This window comes from Streptomyces sp. NPDC017940 (assembly GCF_044328435.1).
GTDB lineage: Bacteria > Actinomycetota > Actinomycetes > Streptomycetales > Streptomycetaceae > Streptomyces.
This window is the reverse complement of record NZ_JBIRHJ010000003.1, coordinates 234822-258747: the sequence shown is the minus strand read 5'-3', so window position 1 is coordinate 258747 and position 23926 is coordinate 234822. Positions and strand designations below refer to the sequence as shown.

General features: G+C 72.0%; 21 protein-coding genes and 1 riboswitch. Of the genes, 12 read left to right on the top strand and 9 right to left on the bottom strand.

All coding sequences use genetic code 11. The annotated features are described in order from the left end of the window. The first annotated feature begins 19 nt into the window (after positions 1-19). Positions 20-1471, top strand: coding sequence for a catalase (locus tag ACH4DX_RS11295; protein ID WP_398154907.1), 1452 nt, complete (start codon positions 20-22; stop codon positions 1469-1471). A gap of 64 nt (positions 1472-1535) precedes the next feature. Here ACH4DX_RS11295 and ACH4DX_RS11290 read toward each other — a convergent pair whose 3' ends face one another. Continuing rightward, positions 1536-1934, bottom strand: a complete 399-nt coding sequence (locus ACH4DX_RS11290; protein WP_398120408.1) for a cyclic nucleotide-binding/CBS domain-containing protein — start codon at positions 1932-1934, stop codon at positions 1536-1538. 223 nt (positions 1935-2157) lie between these two features. After that, positions 2158-2958: a histidinol-phosphatase gene (gene hisN / locus ACH4DX_RS11285; RefSeq protein ID WP_398120410.1), complete on the bottom strand. Its 801-nt coding sequence runs from the start codon at positions 2956-2958 to the stop codon at positions 2158-2160. Between the two features lie 174 nt (positions 2959-3132). On the opposite strand from hisN, the gene ACH4DX_RS11280 reads away from it, so the two are divergent. Continuing rightward, the gene (locus tag ACH4DX_RS11280) at positions 3133-3738 is read left to right on the top strand and encodes a TetR/AcrR family transcriptional regulator (RefSeq protein ID WP_398154906.1); all 606 of its coding nucleotides are present in this window, start codon (positions 3133-3135) and stop codon (positions 3736-3738) included. Positions 3739-3842: 104 nt separating this feature from the next. Here ACH4DX_RS11280 and ACH4DX_RS11275 read toward each other — a convergent pair whose 3' ends face one another. From ACH4DX_RS11275 to ACH4DX_RS11260, 4 genes are all read right to left on the bottom strand, one after another. Next, positions 3843-4166, bottom strand: a complete 324-nt coding sequence (locus ACH4DX_RS11275) for a multidrug efflux SMR transporter (protein WP_016645400.1) — start codon at positions 4164-4166, stop codon at positions 3843-3845. A gap of 131 nt (positions 4167-4297) precedes the next feature. Next, complete coding sequence (rsgA, locus tag ACH4DX_RS11270; RefSeq protein ID WP_398120417.1) at positions 4298-5308, bottom strand: ribosome small subunit-dependent GTPase A; 1011 nt, start codon at positions 5306-5308, stop codon at positions 4298-4300. Between the two features lie 16 nt (positions 5309-5324). Beyond that, positions 5325-6656, bottom strand: a complete 1332-nt coding sequence (gene aroA, locus ACH4DX_RS11265; protein ID WP_398120419.1) for a 3-phosphoshikimate 1-carboxyvinyltransferase — start codon at positions 6654-6656, stop codon at positions 5325-5327. Positions 6657-6874: 218 nt separating this feature from the next. Beyond that, complete coding sequence (locus ACH4DX_RS11260; protein ID WP_398154905.1) at positions 6875-7597, bottom strand: M50 family metallopeptidase; 723 nt, start codon at positions 7595-7597, stop codon at positions 6875-6877. Between the two features lie 105 nt (positions 7598-7702). Between ACH4DX_RS11260 and ACH4DX_RS11255 the strand changes: the two genes are divergently transcribed. The 10 genes from ACH4DX_RS11255 (at position 7703) to ACH4DX_RS11210 (ending at position 18798) form a co-directional block, all read left to right on the top strand. Further along, positions 7703-8518, top strand: a complete 816-nt coding sequence (locus tag ACH4DX_RS11255) for an SOS response-associated peptidase (protein WP_398154904.1) — start codon at positions 7703-7705, stop codon at positions 8516-8518. A 1-nt stretch (position 8519) separates the two neighbouring features. Further along, on the top strand, positions 8520-9182 hold the full coding sequence (locus tag ACH4DX_RS11250) for an alpha/beta family hydrolase (RefSeq protein ID WP_398154903.1): 663 nt from the start codon (positions 8520-8522) through the stop codon (positions 9180-9182). Positions 9183-9403: 221 nt separating this feature from the next. Continuing rightward, on the top strand, positions 9404-10087 hold the full coding sequence (locus ACH4DX_RS11245) for a sigma-70 family RNA polymerase sigma factor (RefSeq protein ID WP_398120427.1): 684 nt from the start codon (positions 9404-9406) through the stop codon (positions 10085-10087). After that, positions 10084-10410, top strand: a complete 327-nt coding sequence (rsrA, locus tag ACH4DX_RS11240; protein ID WP_398120429.1) for a mycothiol system anti-sigma-R factor — start codon at positions 10084-10086, stop codon at positions 10408-10410. Before ACH4DX_RS11245 ends, rsrA begins: the two co-directional genes overlap by 4 nt. 195 nt (positions 10411-10605) lie before the next feature. After that, entirely contained in the window at positions 10606-12036 is a 1431-nt protein-coding gene (locus tag ACH4DX_RS11235; protein WP_398154902.1) for an HD-GYP domain-containing protein, read from the top strand. Beyond that, positions 12033-13352: an HD-GYP domain-containing protein gene (locus tag ACH4DX_RS11230; protein WP_398154901.1), complete on the top strand. Its 1320-nt coding sequence runs from the start codon at positions 12033-12035 to the stop codon at positions 13350-13352. Before ACH4DX_RS11235 ends, ACH4DX_RS11230 begins: the two co-directional genes overlap by 4 nt. Positions 13353-13516: 164 nt before the next feature. Then, on the top strand, positions 13517-14497 hold the full coding sequence (locus ACH4DX_RS11225) for a tetratricopeptide repeat protein (protein ID WP_398120804.1): 981 nt from the start codon (positions 13517-13519) through the stop codon (positions 14495-14497). Positions 14498-15204: 707 nt separating this feature from the next. Then, positions 15205-15855, top strand: a complete 651-nt coding sequence (gene def / locus ACH4DX_RS11220; RefSeq protein WP_398120435.1) for a peptide deformylase — start codon at positions 15205-15207, stop codon at positions 15853-15855. A gap of 574 nt (positions 15856-16429) precedes the next feature. Continuing rightward, on the top strand, positions 16430-17419 hold the full coding sequence (locus ACH4DX_RS11215; protein ID WP_398120437.1) for a multidrug MFS transporter: 990 nt from the start codon (positions 16430-16432) through the stop codon (positions 17417-17419). After that, entirely contained in the window at positions 17419-18798 is a 1380-nt protein-coding gene (locus ACH4DX_RS11210) for a cytochrome P450 (protein WP_398154900.1), read from the top strand. The genes ACH4DX_RS11215 and ACH4DX_RS11210 overlap by 1 nt, the downstream gene beginning before the upstream one ends. Positions 18799-18865: 67 nt before the next feature. On the opposite strand, the gene ACH4DX_RS11205 is transcribed toward ACH4DX_RS11210, so the two are convergent. From ACH4DX_RS11205 to ACH4DX_RS11195, 3 genes are all read right to left on the bottom strand, one after another. Beyond that, a complete protein-coding gene (locus ACH4DX_RS11205) occupies positions 18866-19837 on the bottom strand; it encodes a helix-turn-helix domain-containing protein (protein ID WP_398154899.1) in 972 nt (323 codons plus the stop codon). A 233-nt stretch (positions 19838-20070) separates the two neighbouring features. Further along, the gene (locus ACH4DX_RS11200; protein WP_398120445.1) at positions 20071-21111 is read right to left on the bottom strand and encodes a ribonucleotide-diphosphate reductase subunit beta; all 1041 of its coding nucleotides are present in this window, start codon (positions 21109-21111) and stop codon (positions 20071-20073) included. Beyond that, positions 21111-23567 carry a ribonucleoside-diphosphate reductase subunit alpha gene (locus ACH4DX_RS11195; protein WP_398154898.1) on the bottom strand — a complete coding sequence of 819 codons (2457 nt, stop codon included), beginning with the start codon at positions 23565-23567 and terminating at the stop codon, positions 21111-21113. The genes ACH4DX_RS11200 and ACH4DX_RS11195 overlap by 1 nt, the downstream gene beginning before the upstream one ends. 128 nt (positions 23568-23695) lie before the next feature. Next, positions 23696-23854: riboswitch (cobalamin riboswitch) on the bottom strand. Between the last annotated feature and the right edge of the window lie 72 nt (positions 23855-23926).

Below are 23926 nucleotides of genomic sequence, written 5' to 3'. Positions count from 1 at the left end.
ATTGACGCAGGAGGCGCACGTGACGCAGGGACCCCTCACCACGGAGGCCGGCGCACCGGTCGCGGACAACCAGCAGAGCGAGACCGCGGGCGCCGGCGGACCGGTCCTTGTCCAGGACCAGCTGCTCCTGGAGAAGCTCGCGCACTTCAACCGTGAGCGCATCCCGGAGCGCGTCGTGCACGCACGCGGCGCGGGCGCCTACGGCACGTTCACGGTGACCGCGGACGTCACCCGGTACACGCGCGCCGCGTTCCTCTCCGAGGTGGGCAAGCAGACCGAGACCTTCCTGCGCTTCTCGACGGTCGCGGGCAACCTCGGTGCCGCGGACGCCGTGCGCGACCCGCGCGGCTTCGCGCTGAAGTTCTACACCGAGGAGGGCAACTACGACCTCGTCGGCAACAACACCCCGGTGTTCTTCATCAGGGACGCCATCAAGTTCCCGGACTTCATCCACACCCAGAAGCGCGACCCGTACACGGGCTCCCAGGAGGCCGACAACGTCTTCGACTTCTGGGGCCTGAGCCCGGAGTCCACGCACCAGGTGACCTGGCTGTTCGGCGACCGCGGCATCCCTGCTTCGTACCGCCACATGGACGGTTTCGGTTCGCACACCTACCAGTGGACCAACGAGTTCGGCGAGATCTTCTGGGTCAAGTACCACTTCAAGACCGACCAGGGGATCAAGAACCTCACCGCCCAGGAGGCCGAGGTCCTCGCGGGCAAGGACCCCGACTCCCACCAGCGCGACCTGCGTGAGGCCATCGAGCGCGGCGAGTTCCCGTCCTGGACCGTGGGGGTGCAGATCATGCCGGCGGCCGAGGCGGCGGAGTACCGCTTCAACCCGTTCGACCTGACCAAGGTGTGGCCGCACGCCGACTACCCGGTCGTCGAGTTCGGCAAGCTGGAGCTCAACCGCAACCCGGAGAACGTCTTCGCCGAGGTCGAGCAGTCCATCTTCAGCCCCGCCCACTTCGTGCCGGGCATCGGCCCGTCCCCGGACAAGATGCTCCAGGGCCGCCTGTTCGCGTACGGCGACGCCCACCGCTACCGCGTCGGCATCAACGCCGACCACCTGCCGGTCAACCGCCCGCACGCCACCGAGGCGCGCACCCACTCCCGTGACGGCCTCCTGTACGACGGCCGCCACAAGGGCGCGAAGAACTACGAGCCGAACAGCTTCGGCGGTCCCCACCAGACCGACCGCCCGCTGTGGGCGCCGACGGCGGTGTCCGGTGGAACGGGCAACCACGAGACGCCCTCGCACGCCGAGGACAACGACTTCGTGCAGGCGGGCAATCTCTACCGGCTGATGTCGGAGGACGAGAAGCAGCGCCTCGTCGACAACCTCTCCGGGGCGATCGCGGGCGTCACCCGCGACGAGATCGCGGAGCGCGCGATCAACAACTTCCGTCAGGCGGACGGAGACTTCGGCAAGCGGCTGGAGGCCGCGGTCCAGGCCCTGCGCGGCTGAACCCCCGCCCCTTGCCGTGGGTGACGGGCCGGATCCCCTCGGGGGTCCGGCCCGTCTGCCGTGCTCAGACGACCGTGGCCGTCCGCCGTCGCACCGGTGCCCAGCAGCGGATGATGTCGCGTACGGAGACGATGCCTGCCGGTTCGTCGCCGTCGAGCACGATGAGGTGCCGGAACCCGCCGTGCGCCATCGCGTCGGCGGCGTCCTCCAGGGTCCAGGTCGGCGCCGCGAAGACGACGTCGGTCGTCGTGTGCGTGCCCGCGGTCTCGAGGTCCGGGTCCTGGCCGAGGCCGAGGGAGTTCAGGACGTCGCGCTCGGTCAGGATGCCGAGGCCGTAGGTGTCGGTGTCGAGGACGACGGCCGCGCCGACGCGACGGGCCGCCATCAGACGGGCGGCCTGCCGGAGGGTGTGGGCGGGACCGATGGTGAGGACCACTGTGCTCATGGCGTCACGGACGAGCATGGGCTTGAGCCACCTCCTTGGTGAAACCGTGGTCCGTCCGAGGCCGAAGGTTTGCCTCCGCTTGGCAGCGGCGGCAGGGGATCCACGGCGTCGAGCTGGAGAATGGCTTCACAAGTTCACAAGTGGGGGGACTCATAGAGTCGCAGGCGCGCGGAGCGGCAACAAGGGGGCGGAGGCGGGCAGTTCGGGGGCGCTCGGGTATCAGGAGTCCCCCGCGTGTGCTTCAGTAGCGCTGGTTCAGATACCCGAGCAGCTCGTCGTGTAGCAGGCCGTTCGAGGCCGCCGCGTTGCCGCTGTGCGGGCCCGGGGTGCCGTCGAGCCCGGTGAAACGGCCGCCCGCCTCGGTCACGACGATCGCGGTCGCCGCCATGTCCCACAGCGAGAGCTCCGGCTCCGCGCACAGGTCGACGGAGCCCTCGGCGACCATCATGTACGGCCAGAAGTCGCCGTAGCCGCGCGTGCGCCAGCAGGCGCGGGTGAGGTCGAGGAAGCCGTCGAGGCGCCCCTGGTCCTCCCAGCCGCTCAGCGACGAGTACCCGAGCGAGGCGTCCTGGAGCCGGGAGACCTGGGAGACCCGCAGCCGGCTCGCGGAGGTCAGGCTGCGCCCGGTGTACGCGCCGCCGCCCTTCGCCGCCCACCAGCGACGGCCGAGCGCGGGCGCCGAGACGACGCCGACCACCGGCTGGAACCCGGTCTCGCCCGCCTCCATGAGGGAGATCAGCGTGGCCCAGACGGGCACACCGCGTACGTAGTTCTTGGTGCCGTCGATCGGGTCGATCACCCAGCGCCGGGGGCCCGTGCCCTCGATGCCGTACTCCTCGCCGAGGATCGCGTCCCGCGGCCTGGCCCGCTGCAACTGGCCGCGGATCAGTTCCTCGGCGGCCTTGTCGGCCTCGGTCACCGGTGTCATGTCCGGCTTGGTCTCCACCTTGAGGTCGAGGGCCTTGAACCGGTCCATGGTCGCGGCGTCGGCGGCGTCCGCGAGAACGTGGGCGAGGCGCAGATCATCGTGGTAGTCGGGCATGAGTGAACAGTATCGATCTCGTTTCGCACGGGCCACAGCGCGTGTCGGCGGTGCTCGCGGGACCCCTTGACAGTGCTCGCGGGACCCCTTGACAGTGCCCGCGGGCGCGTCAACTCTGACGAGCAGGGCCGCGGGGGGCGTCCGGGCCCGGGCCTTGGGCAGCGGGAGGCGACGATGCCGGCAGCGCGGGAGTCACTGCTCGACGCGGCCTACACCGCGCTGGCCCGCAGGCCGTGGGCCGGTGTGCGGATGGTCGACGTGGCGTCGGTCGCCGGGGTGTCCCGGCAGACGCTCTACAACGAGTTCGGCAGCAAGGACGGCCTCGCGCGGGCGCTGCTGCGGCGCGAGACGGACACCTATCTGCGCGGGGTGGAGCGGGCGCTGGCGCAGGCCAGGGACCCGGTGGACCGGCTCGCCGCGGTGAGCGCGTGGACGATCGGTGCCGCGCGCGACAACGTCCTGGTGCGCGCGGTGCTCACCGGCTGCTGGAGCGAACGCCTCCCGGCGCCGAGCCGGGCGGCCGTGTCCAGCTCTCCGGTGCCCGCGCAGCGCCGGGCGGACGCGGGCGTTCCGGCCCCCGGTGAACTCCTCGCCCAGGTGCGGGACCGGGCGATGGCCGCACTGACGGAGCGCGGCCGCCCGTCCGAGACGGAGGACCTGGCGCGGGCCTGCGAGAGCGCGGTGCGCGTCGCCCTGTCGTACGTGGTGGCGCCCGCGGGCCGGGAGGAGGACCCGGCACGGCTGGTACGGAGGGTGATCGCGGGGACGGCGGGGCGCTAGCCCCCGTCCAGGGCCCCCGAGCAAGCCCCGGGCCCGCTTGGGGCCCCCGAGCAAGCCCTGGGCCCGCTTGCAGTCCCCCCGGCAGTTCCGGGCCCCCGGGCAGCTCAGTGCGCCGACCCCGACAACTGCAACCCGATGACGCCCACGATCACCAGCGAGATCGAGACGATCTTCAGCGTGGAGACGAGGTCGCCGAGGAAGATCATGCCGTAGATCGCCGTGCCCGCGGCGCCGATGCCCGTCCAGACCGCGTACGCGGGCCCGACGTCCAGCTTCTTCAGGGCGAGCGTGAGCAGGCCGAAGCTGCCGAGGGCGAAGGACGCGAAGGCGATGGTCGGCCAGAGCCGGGTGAAGCCGTGCGAGAGCTTCAGGCAGACCGCGAAGCCCGTCTCGAGGATCCCGGCGACAATGACCAGCAGCCACGCCATGGTTGTGCCTCCCACATCCGTACGTTCCGTGACCGCTTCGCCAAAGCTTGAGCCAATCTTGGTGCGAGTATGCACTTACCGGCGCGGCGGGGGCGTAAACAACGCGGAGATCAGGGCGAGATGAGGCCCGGTCAGTCGCCCTCGCGCCGCTCCCTGGTGGCGAGCAGGCGTCGCAGGGAGTACAGCCGGGCGGGGTCGGAGTGCCCCGCCGCCACCCACGCGTCGAGGGCGCAGTCCGGCTCGTCGTGGCCGCACGCGCGCGGGCAGTTCTCCGTGCCGGGCTCCAGGTCGGGGAAGGCGTGGATGACACGCGAGGGGTCGACGTGGTGCAGGCCGAAGGAGCGCACGCCCGGAGTGTCGACCACCCAGCCCTCGTCGTCGGGCAGCGGCAGCGCGAGGGCGGAGGTGGTGGTGTGCCTACCGCGCCCTGTCACGGCGTTCACATGGCCCACGGTGCGCCGCCGCTCGGGCGGCACGAGCGCGTTCACCAGCGTGGTCTTGCCGACGCCGGAGTGGCCGACGAACGCCGTGACCTTCCCGGCGAGTTCGCGACGCACGAGGTCGGCGGCGTCGCCGTCCTCCAGCTCGCCGCGGCTGGTGACGACGTAGGGGATGTCCAGGTCCCCGTACAGCTCGAGGAGCTTGTCCGGGGGCGCGAGGTCGGACTTGGTCAGGACGAGCAGCGGCGTCAGGCCGCCGTCGAAGGCGGCGACCAGACAGCGGTCGATCATGCGCGGGCGCGGCTCGGGGTCGGCCAGGGCGGTGACGATGGCGAGCTGGTCGGCGTTGGCGACGACCACGCGCTCGTACGGGTCGTCGTCGTCGGCCGTGCGGCGCAGCACGGAGGTGCGCTCCTCGATGCGCACGATGCGCGCGAGGGTGTCCTTCGCGCCGGAGAGGTCGCCGACGACGGCGACGCGGTCACCGACGACGGCGGCCTTGCGGCCCAGCTCGCGGGCCTTCATCGCCACCACGGTCCGGCCGTCGACGAGGCAGGTGAGGCGGCCCCGGTCGACGGTGAGGACCATGCCCTCCGCGGCGTCCTCGTGCTTGGGGCGGATGTGCGTGCGTGGGCGGTTGCCCTTGCGGTTGGGGCGGACGCGGATGTCGTCCTCGTCCGGGTTCTTCCCGTAGCGGCGCATGATCGTGACTCGCCCGTCAGTTCCCGAGCATTCCGGCCCACAGGTCGGGGAAGTCGGGCAGCGTCTTGGCCGTCGTCGCGACGTTCTCGATCTGTACGCCGGGGACGGCGAGGCCGATGACCGCGCCCGCCGTGGCCATGCGGTGGTCGTCGTAGGTGTGGAAGACGCCGCCGTGCAGCGGGCGCGGGCGGATGTGCAGGCCGTCGGCGGTCTCGGTGACGTCGCCGCCGAGTTCGTTGATCTCCTTGGTGAGCGCGGCGAGCCGGTCCGTCTCGTGCAGGCGCAGATGGGCGACGCCGCGCAGCGTGGACGGCGAGTCGGCGAGGGCGGCGACGGCCGCGATGCCCGGCGTCAGCTCGCCGACCTCGCTCAGGTCCACGTCGAGGCCGTGGATCGAGCCGGAGCCCGTGAACGTCAGGCCCTGCTCGGTCAGCTCGCAGGAACCACCCATCTCGGTGAAGATGCGGCGCAGCGCGTCGCCGGGCTGGGTGGTGTGCGCGGGCCAGTCGGGGACGGTGACGCGGCCGCCGGTGACCAGGGCCGCGGCCAGGAACGGCTGGGCGTTGGACAGGTCGGGCTCGACCGTCAGGTCGCGGCCGAGCAGGGCGCCGGGCGTGACCCGCCAGACGTTCGGCTCGCCGCCCGCCTCGGGGGTGTCGACCTGGGCGCCGGCGGCGCGCAGCATGTCGACGGTCATCCGGATGTGCGGCATGGAGGGCAGGGCGCTGCCCACGTGCCGCACCTCCACGCCCTGGTTGAAGCGCGGTGCCGAGAGCAGCAGGGCGCTCACGAACTGGGACGAGGAGGAGGCGTCGATCTCGACCCGGCCGCCGTCCAGGGCGCCACCGCCGTGCACCGTCAGGGGCAGGGCGCCGCGGTTCTCGTCGTCGACGCGGGCACCGAGGGCGCGCAGCGCGTCGATCACGCCGTGCAGCGGGCGCTCGTACGAACGGGGGTCGCCGTCGAAGCGGATGGGGCCGTCGGCGAGCGTGGCGACGGGCGGCAGGAAGCGCATGACCGTGCCCGCGTTGCCGACGTCGACCGTGGCCGGGCCCTGGAGGCCGGAGGGGATCACGCGCCAGGCCTCGCCGGAGTCACCGGCGCCCGCGGAGCTCGACGACACCGTCTCCTCGATGCCGACGCCCATGGCGCGCAGCGCGGCCACCATCAGGAGGGTGTCGCGCGAGCGCAGCGGGCGGCGCAGCCAGCCCGGCTCGGCGGCGAGCGCGGCAAGGACGAGGCCACGGTTGGTGACCGACTTCGAGCCCGGCACGTGGACCGTCGCGGCGACGGCTCCGCTCGCGTACGGGGCTGGCCAGAGGGCGGTGTCTGTCGGGTTCACGGTCATGCCCACACTTTAGTGGTTGGCGCCGACAGCGAATTGTGAGCAGAAGTGGCGAAAGCCAGGCGAAGCAGAGAAGCCGCCGACAGATCCGGTGCGCGCCGACGCGCGAACGCGCACGGCGAGCGGCGCGCGAACGCGTACGGCGACCGGCGCGGGAGCGGTACCGGGACGGCGCCCGGCACCGGACCGCCTCCGGCACGTCGTCCGGCGGCCGTCCGGTGTTACACCGCGAGCAGCCAGCGGCCCCCGCCTATCAGCGAGCACAGGGACACGGCGTGGAACAGGAACAGCCACATTCCGGCCGGGACGTGCGTGAGCCGCGCGAGCTGGTCGGCGTCGGAGTCGCCCGCCCCGCCGTGCCTGCGCTTGGCCTGGAGCTCGAAGGCGGGCCGCACACCGCCGAGGAGCAGGAACCACACCACGGTGTAGGCGAAGGCGGCCTGCACGTCGGTGTCCGCGAGCCAGGACACGCCGAGGAACAGACCGCCCGCGACGATCACGGTCAACGCGCCGTAGGCGTTGCGGATCATCACCAGCATCGCGACGAGCAGCGCCGTGGCGATCCACAGGAGCGCCGTGATGCGGCCCTCGCCGAGCAGTGCGGCGCCGCCGAGGCCGAGCAGCGGGGGCGCGGTGTACCCGGCGGCCGCGGTGAGGATCATGCCGAGGCCGGTGGGCTTGCCGCGGCTGACGGTCAGGCCGCTGGTGTCGGAGTGCAGCCGGATCCCGTTCAGACGGCGCCCGGTGAGCAGGGCCACCAGGCCGTGGCCGCCCTCGTGGGCGATGGTGACGGCGTTGCGGGCCACGCGCCACAAGCCGTGCGGGACGACGACGCCCAGGGCGACGACGCCGGTGACGATCACCAGCCACTGCTCGGGTGCGGACTGCGTGCCCGTCAGCCGGTCCCAGAGGTCGCCGAGGCTGGCGGAAGCGGTGGTGTGCATTGCTCGGATGGCTCCCTGTCTTCGACATGCGGCGGGCCCTAGGCGGTGGCGCGGCCGTCGCGGAGTGGTGGTCGGGCGACGGGCGGGCGTGGCAGTGTTGCACGTATGTGCGGACGGTATGCGGCGAGTCGTGGGCCGGAGGATCTCGCGGGGATCTTCGAGGTGGAGAAGTGGGAGCCGGAGGAGGCTTTGGAGCCCGACTACAACGTGGCTCCCACGAAAGAGGTCTACGCCGTCCTCGACCGCCCTCTCAAGGACGCTGAGGAGCGCCGTCCGGTTCGTCAGCTGCGCAAGCTGAAGTGGGGACTCGTGCCGTCCTGGGCGAAGACGCCGGAGGGCGGCGCGCGGATGATCAACGCACGCGCCGAGACGGTGCACGAGAAGCCCTCCTACCGGCGGGCCTTCGCCACCCGCCGGTGCGTGCTGCCCGCGGACGGCTATTACGAGTGGGTGACCGGGCAGGCCGAGCGCGAGCTGGAGGTCGAGGGCAGGAAGAAGCGCCCGCGCAAGCAGCCGTACTTCGTGACGCCGGCCGACGGATCGGTGTTCGCGATGGCGGGTCTGTACGAGTTCTGGCGCGACCGCACGCTGCCCGACGAGCACCCGCTGGCCTGGTGGGTGACGTGCTCGGTGATCACGACGGAGGCGGAGACCGCGCCGCTTGCGGGCGCCCCCGGGGAGGGGCCCGGCTCCCTCGCCGACATCCACCCGCGGATGCCGCTGATGCTCACGCCGGACCGCTGGGACGCCTGGCTCGACCCCTCCCGTACGGACGTCGAGGACCTGCGCTCCCTGCTGGCGCCGCCGCCGGAGGGGCTGCTGCGGGCGTATCCCGTCTCCACCGCGGTGAGCAACGTCCGCAACAACGGGCCGGAGCTCCTGAAGGAGCTCGAGGGGCCGGAAGAGGGCACACTCTTCTGACGTGACCAAGGACGCACCGCAGAGCGAGATCATCCCCACCGACGCGGGCGAGGCCCGCGTCACCTGGCACCCGGCGCCGCGGGCGCACCACGTGCTCGCCGTCAGCCACGGCGCGGGCGGCGGCATCGAGGCGCGGGACCTCGTGGCGCTCGCCGCCGCGCTGCCCGCGCACGGCGTGACCGTGGCCCTGGTGGAGCAGCCCTGGCGGGTCGCGGGGAAGAAACTGGCGCCCGCGCCGAAGACGCTGGACACGGGCTGGCGAGGCCTGTGGCCCGCGCTGGAGAAGCAGGGCCTGCCCGTGATCGCGGGCGGCCGCAGCGCCGGGGCCCGCGTCGCCTGCCGCACCGCGACCGAGCTGGGCGCCGCGGCCGTGCTCGCCCTCAGCTTCCCCCTGCACCCCCCGGGCAGGCCGGAGAAGTCCCGCGCGGAGGAACTGCTCGGCGCCGGGGTGCCCGCCCTGGTCGTGCAGGGCGGCAACGACCCCTTCGGCAGGCCCGCGGAGTTCCCGGACGGCACCGGCACCCCCTACCCCTACGAACTCGTCGAGATCCCCTACGGCGACCACTCCTTCGCCGTGCCCAAGCGCGCGGACATCTCCCAGGACGAGGCCGTGAAGCGGATCACGGACGCCGTCGCCGCGTGGGCGGGAATGCGGGCCGCGTGAGCGCTGTTGTGGCGGACATACCTTGCAAGCCGTTCGCCGAAGAGGGAGCCCACCCCATGGGACCGACCATCTGCCCGGACCGCTCCAGCGCCGCTGACCTGGAGTGGAGCGTGCTGCGCGCACCCAAGGCGGCACCTATTCGGGCGGCGCGCAAAGCGGGTCGTCGTCTATCCTCCGAAACCAGTGGGACCGCTCACGGGACCACCACGTCGTTGGAGGAGGTGGGTCCGGTCACTGGGACCGACGCAGAGACTGAGCACGGTCACCCCGAGCGCCCGGAGCGTCCCGCCGGGGGCTCCGAGACGGCCGCGGAGCGCACGGCCCGCTTCGAGCGGGACGCGCTGACGTTCCTCGACCAGATGTACTCGGCGGCGCTGCGCATGACGCGCAACCCGGCGGACGCGGAGGACCTGGTGCAGGAGACCTACGCCAAGGCGTACGCGTCGTTCCATCAGTTCCGTGAGGGCACCAACCTCAAGGCGTGGCTGTACCGCATCCTCACGAACACGTTCATCAACTCGTACCGCAAGAAGCAGCGCGAGCCCCAGCGCAGCGCCGCCGAGGAGATCGAGGACTGGCAGCTCGCGCGGGCCGAGTCGCACATGTCCACCGGGCTGCGCTCCGCCGAGTCGCAGGCGCTCGACCACCTGCCCGACTCCGATGTGAAGAACGCGCTCCAGGCGATCCCGGAGGAATTCCGCATCGCCGTCTATCTCGCGGACGTAGAGGGCTTTGCGTACAAGGAGATCGCGGACATCATGGGTACACCCATCGGTACGGTGATGTCCCGTCTTCACCGGGGCCGCCGCCAACTCCGCGGCATGCTCGAGGACTACGCGCGCGACCGCGGACTGGTCCCTGCCGGTGCCGGAGAGTCGAACGAAGCGAAAGGCTCGGGCTCATGAGCTGCGGAGAGCCGCACGAGACTGATTGCAGTGAAGTCCTTGACCATCTCTATGAGTTCCTTGACCACGAGATGCCGGACAGCGACTGCACCAAGTTCGAGACGCACTTCGAGGAGTGCTCTCCGTGCCTGGAGAAGTACGGCCTCGAGCAGGCGGTGAAGAAGCTGGTCAAGCGCTGCTGCGGCCACGACGACGTACCGTCCGACCTGCGCGCCAAGGTGATGGGGCGGATCGATCTGATCCGCTCGGGCCAGGCCGTGCCCGAGCACGACCTGACGGCGGCGCCCGGCGACGGCGCGGCCGTCCGGGCCACGGAGGCCTGAGCGGGCGCCCGTTCCCGCTCCCTCTCTCACGGGTCGCCGCTTTCTGGCCTCTTTCCGTGTTTCTTCGCGCTTTCTCGCCTTCTTTCTGTGCTTTCTCTGCGCTTTCTCACTCGAAGGTGCTAATTCGCGGCCGTGAGCCGTGGCGTGCCCGACCCCCGTTCTAGTCTCCGGACCTGGATCGGGGAGGAGGTGGCCGTGCGCCCGGTTCCGCCACGGGCCCGTGGGTATGTCCTGTGCGCCGCCCTGGGCGGCGCGGTCTGTGTCGCGCCCGCGCTCGGCCCGCACACGCGCTGGTCCGTGCTCGCCCTGCTCGCCGTCCTGTACGCCGGGGGCGAGCACGCCCTGCGGCGTGACGTCGCCGCCGCCGCGTTCTTCCCCGTGCTGCTCGCCGGGGTCTTCCTGCTGCCGCCCGCCGCCGCGGGGCTCGTCGCCATCCCCGGGGCGCTGTGCGCCCGCGTTCAGCGGCGGCCGCGCGGGCTCCGGCGGCTCTGGCGCGCGGCGCAGCCGGCCCTGGCGGCCTGCGCCGCCGGGCACGCGTACGCCGCGCTCGGCGGGCCCGCCGCCGCCTCCGCGCCCGACTTCCCCTACGTGTTCCTTCCCGCGGCGGCCGCCGTGCTCGCCTTCGCCCTGGTCCTGAGCGCGCTCGACGGCGGGATCCTGCTGACGGCGGAGCGGGTGCCCGCAAGGACGGCCTGGCGGGGCCTGCTGCCCAGGTCGCTGGCGCCCGTCGCCGTGCACGGGCTCGCCGGGCTGATGATGGCCGTGCTCTGGTCCAGCCCCTACGGCCCGCCCGCGGCCCTGCTCGTCCTGCTGCCCATGGGCGTCTCCTGCTGGGTGTTCGCGCAGTACCACCGCGAGCGGTCGGCGCACCGGTCCACCATCCGCGCCCTCGTCCAGGCCGTCGACCTCAAGGACCGGTACACGCGCGGGCACAGCGAGCGGGTGGGCCGCGCCTCCGTGCTCATCGCGCGCGAACTCGGCATGGCCGACGACCGCGTGGAACTGCTGCGCTTCGCCGGGATCCTGCACGACGTGGGCAAGCTCGGGGTCCCCACCCGGTTGCTGCGCAAGGAAGGACCGCTGACCGCAGAGGAGCGCCGGGTGCTCGAGCTGCATCCCGAGTACGGGCACGAGATGGTCCGGGGCATCGGCTTCCTCGGCGAGGCACGGGCCGCCGTCCTGCACCACCACGAGCGCATCGACGGCAGCGGCTACCCCTACGGCCTCTCGGGGGCGCAGATCCCCGAGGTCGCCCGGGTGGTGGCCGTCGCCGACGCCTTCGACGCCATGACGTCGACCCGCTCCTACCGCCGCGCCCGCCCCGTCCCGGCCGCCCTCGCCGAACTGGAGCGCTGCGCGGGAGCCCAGTTCGACGCGACGATGGTACGGGCGCTCGCACGGGCCCTGGGGCGGCACGGGTGGGACTCGGAGGTCACGGCGGGGGGCGAGCCTGGCCTCGGGGCTCCTGATTTCGGGCCTCCTGGTCTGGGGGCACCTGATCTGGGGGCTCCAGATCTGGGGGGCGAGGGTCTCGGAGCCGAGGGGGGCGAAGGCGGGCGGTCGCGGGGCGAGGGCGATGTGGCGCCCGGGGCCGAGGGTGGCCGCCCGCGTTCGGCCCGCCGGTGACCGCGCGCCCCGCGGTGCGCCTCCCCGCTGCCCTCACGGCGGCGGTCCGGGCCGCCGCCGCCCTCCTCGCCGCCGGCGCGCTCGGCGCGACCCTGTGGCGCGGTGTCGAGGACCCGGGCACCGCGCTGGCCTTCGGGGTGCTCATAGCCGTGGGGGAGCTGGCGCGCTGGGGGAGCGGCAAAGGGCGCGAACCGGCGCCCCTGGGGGCGGCGGGCGCTCTGGCGTACGCCCTCGTGGGGGAGTGCGCGGGCCGCCCCGGTCAGCACGGCGTCCTCCAGGTGCTCGCCGTCGTCGTGGCGGCGGGCCTGGTCGGCGCCGTACCGCACGTGGCGCTCGGCCGCGGCCCCTGCCTGGACCACATCGCCCGCCGGGTCCTCACGGTGGGCTTCGCCGCGCTGTGCTTCCAGCCCCTGTACGACTCCGGCCGGTTGACGGCGGCCACCGGCAACGGCCCGGCGTACGCGGTCGTCATCGTCACGCTCCTCGCGCTCACCGCGCTGTACGACGCCGTGCTCGCCGCCGCCATGGCGCACGTCCGGTCGGGGTGGCCGTTCGGGCCGCTGCTCAGGGAGGAGCTGCGGGGCATGTCCGGCATCGGGCCCGCGGTGTGCGCGACGGGGGCCGTGATGGCCCTGGCCGTCGCCGTGGCGGGGCTGTGGGCGCTGCCCGTCCTCAGCCTCCCGCTGCTCCTCACCCAGCTGGCCTTCCGCAGGTGCGCCGCCGTGCGGACCACCTACCGGCAGACCATAGCCTCGCTGGCCCGCGCCACCGAGATCGCCGGCTGCACCCCCACCGGGCACGCCCGCCGCGTCGCCGACCTCAGCGGGGCCATGGGGCGCGAGCTGGGCCTCGCGGGCCTTGACCTGGGTGTCCTCGAGTACGCCGCCCTGATGCACGACATCGGCCAGCTCTCCCTCGTCGACCCCGTGCCTGACGGGGCCACCGCCGTCCTGCCCGGGCCCGAGCAGCGCCGCATCGCCCTGCTCGGCGGCGCCGTCGTACGCAGGACAGGGGTCGCGCCCGCCGTCGCGGTGGTGGTGGAGCGCCAGGCCGACCCGTACCGCGAGCAGCCGCTCACCGCCCGCATCGTGCGCACGGCGAACGCATACGACGAGATGGCACGGGAAGAAGGACCGCACGGGTCCCTCGGCGCCCTGGAGCGCCTGCGCCTGGCCACCGGCCGCGACCACCAGCCGGAAGTCGTGGAAGCCCTCGCACGGGTGCTCGCGCGGGCGCGGGGACGGCCCGGGGGCCGACGGCCGGGGAGCGCGCGGGGCCGGGCGGCGCGCACCGGGCGGGCGGCGGAGCGCGGGTGACGCCGTCGAGGGTGTGGGGAAAGTCCGTCTGACCCCGCGTCCACCTGGGTAACCCATGGGTAATGAGCGGCCGTCCGACGGTCCGTGGTTGGATGCGAAGGAAGCGCGCGAGCGCGGCAGCACGGAAGCGGGGCAACCCCGACAAGAGCTGGCAGGCGGGAATCGTGAGGATCTTCGGCAAGGGACGACACCGGCCCTCCGCCTCCTGGCGGCAGGCCACCGACCGGGCGTTCACGCTCATCGGCGACGGCCGCTACGAGGACGCGGGCGCGCTCCTGACACGTGCCGCGGACCTCGAGCCCTGGCTGTCCGAGTCCTGGTTCAACCTCGCGCTCCTGCACAAGTTCCGGCACGACTGGGACCAGGCGCGGGCCGCGGGGCTGCGGGCGGTGGCGCTCCTGGACCGGTCGGCGGGCGCCCCGGACTGGTGGAACGTGGGCATCGCGGCGACCGCCCTCCAGGACTGGCCGCTGGCCCGCAGGTCCTGGCAGGCGTACGGTCTGAAGGTGCCGGGCGGGGTCGCGGCCACGGGTGAGCCCACGGGCATGGAGCTCGGCAGCGCGGCCGTGCGGCTCTCGCCGGAGGGCGAGGCGGAGGTCGTGTGGGGCCGCAGGCTGGATCCGGCGCGCATGGAGGTGCTCTCCATTCCGCTGCCGTCCTCCGGGCGCCGCTGGGGCGAGGTGGTCCTGCACGACGGGGTGCCGCACGGCGAGCGCACCACGGCCGCCGGGCACTCCTACCCCGTCTTCGACGAGATCGAGCTGTGGGCGCCCTCGCCGGTGCCCACCTGGGTGGTGCTCCTGGAGGCCGCCACGGAGGAGGACAGGGACTCCCTGGAGCGGCTCGCTGCCGACGCGGGCTTCGCCGCGGAGGACTGGTCGTCGTCCGTGCGGCTGCTGTGCCGGATGTGCTCGGAGTCGCGGATGCCCAGTGACGAGGGGGACGGGGAGCATCTGGATCCCCACGACCACAGTGAGCCCGGGCATCCGGGGCCGCTCGGGCACCGGAGTCCCGGTGCGCTCTGGGTGCCCGAGCGCGAGTGCGGGATCGCCGCCCCTGCCGGGCTCGTCCGTGGGCTCCTCGACGGGTGGGTGGCCGACAGTCCGGACTCCCGGGACTGGCGGGACCTGGAAGAGGTCTGCTAGCGCAGGGCTGAGCCGGATTGCTTGCCTGGGGGCTGCTGGCGCAGGGCTGAGCTGGATCGACTGCCTGCGGGCTGCTGGCGCGGGGCTGGGCCGGGTTGCTTGCCTGGGGGCTGCTGGCGTGGGGCTGAGCTGGATTGCTTGCCTGCGGGCGCGTGGGTGGGTTGTCGCGCTGGCGCGCTCGTCCTCAATCGCCGGACGGGCTCTTTTTCGCGCTGCGCGCTCGTCCTCAATCGCCGGACGGGCTTGATAGTGCTCTGCGTGCCCGACCGCAGGTGCCGGACGGGGTGGATGGTGTTCTGCGCGCTCGCCCGCAGGTGCCGGACGGGCTGGGTGGTGCTCTGCGCCCCCGCCCGCAGGCGCCGCACGGACTGGATGGTGCTCTGCGCGCTCGCCCGCAGGTGCCGGACGGGCTTGGTAGTGCTCCGCGTGCTCGCCCGCAGGCGCCAGACGGGGTGGATGGTGTTCTGCGTGCTCGCCCGCAGGTGCCAGACGGGGCGGATGGTGTTCTGCCTGCCCGCCCGCAGGTGCCAGACCGGCTTGATGGTGCTCCGCGTGCCCGCCCGCAGGCGCCGGACCGGCCCGGCCCCCGGGCGGGGGAAGGGCGGGTGGGTGGGAGCAGACCGCATCGCCTGCCCGGCGGAGGAGGACGCCGTACCCTGTACGGGCACCACACGCAGCGGTTCCCAGGAAGAAGGCATACGGCGGACATGGCGCAGGACACTGAGCAGCAGCAGCCGGGTGGAGTGCTCCCGGTCGACGACGAGGGCTTCGTCATCGACACGGAGGACTGCGAGGCGCGCGAGACGGCCTACCGCGAGCGCGGCACGTCCCGTCCGATCACGGTCGTCGGCAACCCGGTCCTGCACAAGGAGTGCAAGGACGTCACCGCCTTCGACGACGACCTGGCGAAGCTGATCGACGACATGTTCGCGACCCAGCGCGTCGCCCAGGGCGTCGGTGTGGCCGCGAACCAGGTCGGCGTCGACCTGAAGGTGTTCGTGTACGACTGCCAGGACGACGAGGGCGTGCGGCACGTGGGCGTCGTGTGCAACCCGGTCCTTCAGGACCTGCCCGCGGACCGGCGCCGCCTGGACGACTCGGGCGAGGGCTGCCTGTCCGTGCCGACGGCGTACGCCCCCCTCGCGCGCCCCGACTACGCGGTCGTGACCGGGCAGGACGAGAAGGGCAACCCCGTCAAGGTGCGCGGCACCGGCTACTTCGCGCGCTGCCTCCAGCACGAGACGGACCACCTGTACGGCTATCTGTACATCGACCGCCTCTCCAAGCGGGAGCGCAAGGACGCGCTGCGGCAGATGGAGGAGGGCACTCCGCGCTACCCCGTCGTGCCGAATGACTGAAGTGCGCGACGACTGAGGCGCGTGGGAAGCGCGTGACAACAGCGGCCCCTGGTCGGGGACACCCCACCGACCAGGGGCCGTTGGCGTACCTGTGCAAAACCAGACAGGACTGGTTCACGATCAGCCGCCATTAATCCATATTCAGTCACGTAAGGGGATGTTCTCGGCATGCTGGGGTAGTGAATGGCGCAAATCTGTTCCCTGTAAGGTCACTTGTAGTGCTGAATGGAAAGCGCGGTGATACGCAACGGCGCGCGCCCGGCACGACGGGAGGGGCGTGGGTCCTCAGGCGTTCGAGAGGGGTTTGTTCGTGCCTGCTTCCTCACACAGCACTTCACGGTCGGACCGGGCGACACGGGTACCGGCAGGGCTTGCGGCATATGCAGCGGAACGCGTCCCGCGGCAACGCCGGAAGCCGGCCGGTGCGGCGCGTCCGGACGTTCGTCGGCTGGTGGTATCCGTACCACCCGCACTGGCTCTCCCAGTGGTGGAGACGGAGTTTCCACGGCATCTGCATCCGCATTGGCCAAAGCTTCAGGAGAACTCGCGGGCATGGCTCCTGGAAAAGCGACTCATGCCCCCCGACAAGGTGGCGGCATATGCCGACAGCCTTTGCTACACCGACCTCGTGGCCGGCTACTACATCGGTGCCCCTGACGAACTGCTCGACGCCATAGCCGACTTGAGCTCCTGGTTCTTCGGCTGGGACGACCGGCACGACCGCGACGCGGTGCACGGCAGGACGGCGCAGTGGCGGCGGCTGTGCCAGGGCCTGCACCGGACCCTGGAGCACCCGCGGGAGCAACTGGACCACCCGGACCCACTGGTCGCAGGCTTCGCGGACTGTGTCCTGCGCCTCTACGGACACCTCGGACCGCGCTGGAACGCCCGGTTCGCCCGGCACTTCCACCCGGTGATCGACGCCTACGACCACGAGTTCGGCAACCGGCGCACCGGAACCGTCCCTGGCGTGGCGGCGTACGTGGAACTGCGCCGCCTCACCTTCGCGCACTGGGTGTGGATCGATCTGCTCGAACCCACCGCGCGCTGCGAATTGCCGGAAGCGGTGCGGAAACACCCGGCCTATCGCGCGGCGGCGCTCGCGACCCAGGATTTCTCCGCCTGGTACAACGACCTCTGCTCGCTCCCCAAGGAACTGGCGGGCGACGAGGTGCACAACCTCGGGATATCCCTCATCCAGCACGAGGGACTCTCGCTCCAGGAAGCGGTCGCCGAAGTCCACAGGAGAGTGAGCGACTGCGTCCGTGACTTCCTCGCGGCGGAGCCGGAAGTCCTCCGGCTCGCCGCCGAGCTGAAGGACGGGAGTGCCTCGGGAAGGAAAGTGAGCGCCGCGCTGCAATCCTGCCTCTTCAATATGCGGAACTGGTTCAGTTCCGTGTACTGGTTCCACCACGAGTCCGGCAGGTATCGCGTCGAGAGTTGGGACGACCAAACCCTTCCGCCGTATGTGTCGGACACCGGCGCGCCCGAATTACCGGGCGGCACGACGGCAGGAATATCCGGCACCGCACTGGCAGAAACCGATCCCTCCGGTGGTGAATGATGACCGTCGAATCAGCCGCTTCCGCGCGACCCGCCCACACCGCTCCGAAAGGGCTCCGTACCCCACCCGTGGTCCCCGGCGGAGCACCGCTTCTCGGCCACGCCTGGAACCTCGTACGCGACCCGCTGGGCTTCCTGACGGCCCTGCGCGACCACGGGGACCTCGTCCGCATCCGGCTCGGGCCGAGGACCGCCTACGCGGTGTGCGCTCCCGAGCTCGTCGGCGAGATGCTCAAGAGCCCCGACTACATCGTGGGCGGGCCGCTGTGGGACACCCTGGAGGTCCTGCTCGGCAAGGGCGTCGCGACCAGCAACGGCCCGCTGCACCGCCGTCAGCGCCGGATGATGCAGCCCGCGTTCCGGCCCGAGCGCATCGCCGACTACGCCCGCGTGATGGAGCAGGAGGCACAGGCGACGGCCGCGCGCTGGGTGGACGGCAGCACGGTGGACGTCGGCGCGGAGATGTTCCGCACCGCCGTGCGCATCGTGTCCCGCTCGCTCCTCGAGGTCGAGTCGATCGGTGCGAAGGCGGACCGGATCAGCGATTCGCTGCACACCGTCTTCGAAGGTCTGTACCGCCGCATGGTGCTCTCCGTCGGCCCGCTCCACCGGGTGCCGACCCCCGCCAACCGGCGCTTCGCCCGCGCGCTCGCCGATCTGCACGCACTCGTCGACGAGATCGTCGCCGAACGCCGCGCCCGCGGGAACGGCGGCGAACAGGACCTCCTCGCCGTATTGCTCGCGGCGCACGACGAATCCGGGCGGCCGCTGACGGACCGGGAGATCCACGACCACGTGGTCTCGCTCGTCGTGGCCGGCGCGGAGAATGTCGCGTCCACCTTGGCGTGGGCGTTCCATCTGCTCACCGAACACCCGGAGCAGGAAAGGCGCTTGGTTGAAGAGGTAAATTCCGTGGCGCGGGGGCGCCCGGTCGCCTTCGCCGATCTCAAGGAGCTGCCGCACACGCGCAATGTCGTCACGGAGGCGATGCGTATCCGACCGGCCGCGTGGATTTTCACGCGCCGCTCGGTGGCCGGGACCGACCTCGGCGGATATGCGATTCCGGCCGACGCGGACATCGTCTACAGCGTGTACGCGATGCAGCGTGATCCGCGTTCCTTCGAGCGGCACCTGGAGTTCGACCCCGACCGCTGGAATCCGGAACGCGCGGCCGACGTACCGGAGTTCGCGATGATGCCCTTCAGCGTCGGCAACCGTAAGTGCCCCGGCGATCACTTCAGCCTGGCGGAGCTGACCATCATCCTCGCCACCGTCGCACCCATGTGGCGGCTCCGGCGGGTCGGGCGGACCGACACGGACACCAAGGTGGGCATCACGCTGCACCCGAAGAAGCTGGTCCTGCGGGCCGAGCGCCGCTGACGCCCACCCCGGCCCGGGCGCCGGCCCGCCTCCCTCCCCGGGCGGCGGGGCCGGTGCCCGGGCCCTCTCAGGCGGCGGAGCCGGTGCCCGGGCCGCGGAACGTGCGCCGGTAGCTGTTCGGTGTGGTGCCGAGGGCGCGCACGAACTGGTGGCGCAGGGCGGCCGCGTTCCCGAACCCCGACCGGTACGCGATCGTGTCCACGGTCTCGTCGGTCGTCTCCAGGAGTTCCTGGGCGCGCAGCAGGCGCTGGCGCAGCAGCCAGCGGTACGGCGTGGTGCCGGTCTCCTGCTGGAAGCGGCGGGCGAAGGTGCGCGGGGACATGTGGGCGCGGGCGGCGAGCCGGTCGACGGTCACCTCCTGGTCGAGGTGGCGCTCCATCCAGGCCAGGACCTCGCCGACGGTGTCGCACCGGGTGCGGGGCAGCGGCCGCTCGATGTACTGGGCCTGGCCGCCGTCGCGGTGCGGCGGCACGATCATGCGGCGGGCGATGGCGTTGGCGACCTCCGCCCCGTTCTCCCTGCGGACCAGGTGCAGGCAGGCGTCGATGCCCGCGGCGGTGCCCGCCGAGGTGATGACCGGGTCCTCGTCGACGTACAGCACGTCCGGTTCGACGACGGCCCGGGGAAAGCGGCGCGTCAGTTCCTCGGCGTGCCGCCAGTGCACCGCGCACCGCCGCCCGTCGAGGAGACCGGCCGCGCCGAGCACGAAGACACCGGTGCAGACGCTCAGGACCCGGGTGCCGCGGTCGGCGGCGCGGCGCAGGGCGTCGAGCAGCTCGGGCGGGAAGTCCCTGGTGACGTAGGAGTCGCCTGCCGGGATGGTGATGAGGTCGGCCTCTTCGAGCCGTTCGAGGCCGTGCCCGGTGATGATCGCGTAACCGGCGTGGGTGGAGAGCACCGGGCCCTCGGCGGAGGCGACCGCGAAGTCGTACACCGGCAGCCCCTCGTCGCTGCGGTCGAGCCCGAACACCTCGGACACCACGCCGAGTTCGAAGGGATGCACCCCGTCGAGCGCCACGGCGGCCACGTTGGTCAGCATGCCGCCAGTGTGCCGCAGCTCTGGCAGGAAATCGAGGCTGTACGGCAGTACTGCCACTGCCGTGCGCGGACGGCCGCCGCGAGAGTGGACGTCATGAACGCACACGACGTACTCGACACGGCGGCCGTCCTCGGAGTCTTCCTGCTCATGGCGCTGCCCTCACTCATCGGCCACGCGCACGACCGGCGGATCGACCGCCAGCTGCGGGACGCGGAGCGGGGCAGCCCCGGGCCTCAGAACTCGTCGTCGAAGGAGACCGAGCCCTCCACGGCGACCTGGTACGCCGACGGGCGCCGCTCGAAGAAGTTGGTCAGCTCCTGCACACCCTGAAGCTCCATGAACGAGAACGGGTTCTCGGAGCCGTAGACCGGCGCGAAGCCGAGGCGCTGGAGGCGCTGGTCGGCGACGCACTGGAGGTACTCGCGCATCGAATCGGTGTTCATGCCGGGCAGTCCCTCACCGCACAGGTCGCGCGCGAACTGCAACTCGGCCTCGACCGCCTCCTTCAGCATGTCCGTGACCTGCTGCTCGAGGGCGTCGTCGAAGAGTTCCGGCTCCTCCTTGCGCACGGTGTCCACGACGTCGAAGGCGAAGCTCATGTGCATCGTCTCGTCACGGAACACCCAGTTGGTGCCGGTGGCGAGACCGTGCAGCAGGCCCCGGCTGCGGAACCAGTAGACGTAGGCGAAGGCACCGTAGAAGAACAGGCCCTCGATGCACGCCGCGAAGCAGATCAGGTTCAGCAGGAAGCGGCGCCGGTCGGCCCGGGTCTCCAGGCGGTCCAGCTTCTCCACCGAGTCCATCCACCGGAAGCAGAACTCGGCCTTCTCCCGGATGGACGCGATGTTCTCCACCGCCGCGAAGGCCGCGTTGCGGTCCTCGGGGTCGGGCAGATAGGTGTCGAGCAGCGTCAGATAGAACTGGACGTGCACGGCCTCCTCGAACAGCTGACGGCTCAGGTAGAGACGCGCCTCGGGGGAGTTGATGTGCTTGTACAGCGTCAGGACGAGGTTGTTCGCCACGATCGAGTCGCCGGTCGCGAAGAACGCGACCAGGCGGCCGATCAGATGCTGCTCCTCGGGCGTCATCCTGGCCAGGTCGGCCACGTCCGAGTGCAGGTCGACCTCCTCCACGGTCCAGGTGTTCTTGATCGCGTCCCGGTAGCGCTCGTAGAAGTCCGGGTAGCGCATCGGGCGCAGCGTCAGCTCGAAGCCGGGGTCGAGCAGGTTCTTCTCACCACTGGTGTTCGTGGTGTGCAGTTCGGACTGGGACATCACTGGCAGGCCTCGCAGGACTCGGGGTTTTCCAGGGAGCAGGCGACCGCCTCGGGGTCGCTCGCCTGCTCGGGGACGGGGGCGGGAGCGGATGTGGCGGCGGAGCCCCCGGCCGCGCGGGCGATGCGCGTCGCCGGGCGTGAGCGCAGGTAGTACGTGGTCTTCAGGCCGCGCTGCCAGGCGTAGGCGTACATCGAGGAGAGCTTGCCGATGGTCGGCGTCTCCAGGAACAGGTTCAGGGACTGCGCCTGGTCCAGGAACGGCGTGCGGTCCGCCGCCATGTCGATGAGCCCGCGCTGGGGGATCTCCCAGGCCGTGCGGTACAGCGTCCGGACCTCCTCGGGCACCCAGCTGAAGCCCTGCACCGAGCCGTTGGACTCGCGCAGCGCCTCCCTGGTCTGCGCGTCCCACACGCCGAGCCGCTTGAGCTCCTCCACCAGATAGGTGTTGACCTGGAGGAACTCGCCGGACAGCGTCTCGCGCTTGAACAGGTTGGAGACCTGCGGCTCGATGCACTCGTACACGCCCGCGATGGACGCGATGGTGGCGGTCGGCGCGATGGCGAGGAGCAGCGAGTTGCGCAGGCCCGTGGCCGCGACGCGCTCCCGCAGCGCCGCCCACCGCTCGGGCCAGGCGAGCCGCACGCCGTAGTGGTCGGGGTGCAGGACACCGCGCGCGGTGCGGGTCTTCTCCCAGGCGGGGAGGGGGCCGTTGCGCTCGGCGAGGTCGGCGGACGCCTCGTACGCGCAGAGCATCACGCGCTCGGCGATCCGGGTGGAGAGCGCGCGCGCCCCGGGCGAGTCGAAGGGCAGCTTCAGCTGGAAGAAGACGTCCTGGAGGCCCATGGCGCCGAGGCCCACGGGACGCCACTTGCTGTTGGAGCGCCCCGCCTGCTCGGTCGGGTAGAAGTTGATGTCGACGACCCGGTCGAGGAAGGTGACGGCGGTGCGCACGGTGGCGTCGAGCCGCTCCCAGTCGATGTCGCCCGCCGCGGTGTCCACGAACGCGCCGAGGTTCACCGAGCCCAGGTTGCACACGGCCGTCTCGCCGTCGTCCGTGACCTCCAGGATCTCCGTGCAGAGGTTGGAGGAGTGGACGGTGTGGCCGGGCTCCGCGGTCTGGTTGGCGGTGCGGTTGGCGGTGTCCTTGAACGTCATCCAGCCGTTGCCGGTCTGCGCGAGGGTGCGCATCATCCGGCCGTACAGGTCGCGCGCGGGGATGGTCCTCTGCGCGAGACCCGCCGCCTCCGCCTCGCGGTACGCGGCGTCGAACTCCTCGCCCCACAGGTCGACGAGCTGGGGCACGTCGGCGGGGGAGAACAGCGACCACGGCTTGTCGGCGGCGACGCGGCGCATGAACTCGTCGGGGATCCAGTGCGCCAGGTTCAGGTTGTGGGTGCGCCGGGCGTCCTCGCCGGTGTTGTCCCGCAGCTCCAGGAACTCCTCGATGTCGGAGTGCCAGGTCTCCAGGTAGACGGCGGCCGCGCCCTTGCGCCTGCCGCCCTGGTTCACGGCGGCGACGGAGGCGTCGAGGGTCTTGAGGAACGGCACGATGCCGTTGGAGTGCCCGTTGGTGCCGCGGATCAGGGAGCCGCGCGAGCGGATGCGGGAGTACGAGAGCCCGATGCCGCCCGCGTGCTTGGACAGCCGCGCCACCTGGTGGTACCGGTCGTAGATGGAGTCGAGCTCGTCGCGCGGCGAGTCGAGCAGGTAGCAGCTCGACATCTGCGGGTGGCGGGTGCCGGAGTTGAAGAGCGTGGGCGAGGAGGGCAGGTAGTCCAGGCGGCTCATCAGGCCGTACAGGGCGGCGACCTCGTCGAGCGCCCGCTCGCTCTCGTCCTCGGCGAGACCCGCGGCCACGCGCAGCATGAAGTGCTGCGGCGTCTCGATGACCTTGCGGGTGATCGGGTGCCGCAGGAGGTAGCGACTGTGCAGGGTGCGCAGGCCGAAGTAGCCGAAGCGGCGGTCGGCGCCGTCGGCGAGCGCGGCGTCCACGAGCGCGTCGAGGCGGGCCCTGTGCCGGAGGGCGAAGTCGGCGGTGCGGTCCGCGATCAGGCCTTCGCGGTGGCCGGTGGCGACCGATTCGGAGAACGACGTGACGCCCTGGGACGCGGCTTCCTCGCGGATGCCGATGCTCAGGAGCCGGGCGGCGAGCCGGGAGTAGGCCGGGTCCTCGGAGATGAGCCCGGCGGCGGCCTCGGTGGCCAGCTCCCGCAGCTCCCTCTCGTCGGCCTTCGCCGAGCGGCCCCGCAGCGCAGCGGCGGCGACCCGGCCGGGGTCGGCGTCGGGGAGGTCGGCGGTGAGGTCGGTCAGGGTGCGCAGCAGGACGGCACCGGGGCCTTCGGCGCCGGGTGCGGCCGGTCCGGGGGCGGCCTGTCCTGCCGCGGCCTGGTGGCCGGTCTCGGCGGGCTGCTGCTCGGCCTGCGCTGACGCTGGCTCGGCGGGCGCGATGGTCACGTGGTGCTCTCCCTCGCTCGGCTCTGGGCCTTCGGGGAGCAGCGGGGCACGCGTGCGCCCACGCAGGGGCGACTCCGCGTCCACCAACCCATTCCACGAGGCCCGGACGTCTCGGTACCCGGACCGGACGATCCGGGTACGCCGTCGGCAGGTCGTCGGACTCACTGGTACAGGGTGTGGCGCGAGCGCCCGAATGCGTACCAGTACACCGTTGCGGGACAGTTCCGGACTTGCACCGGATTCCCCTGCGGCGACAGCGAGCACGAGCATACATCTTGTGTCCGGTGGTGCGAGGCGGGCCCACATCTTGTGTCGGGCGTGTTGCCCGCCACCTCGGGGCAGACACGACGAACGGGCCG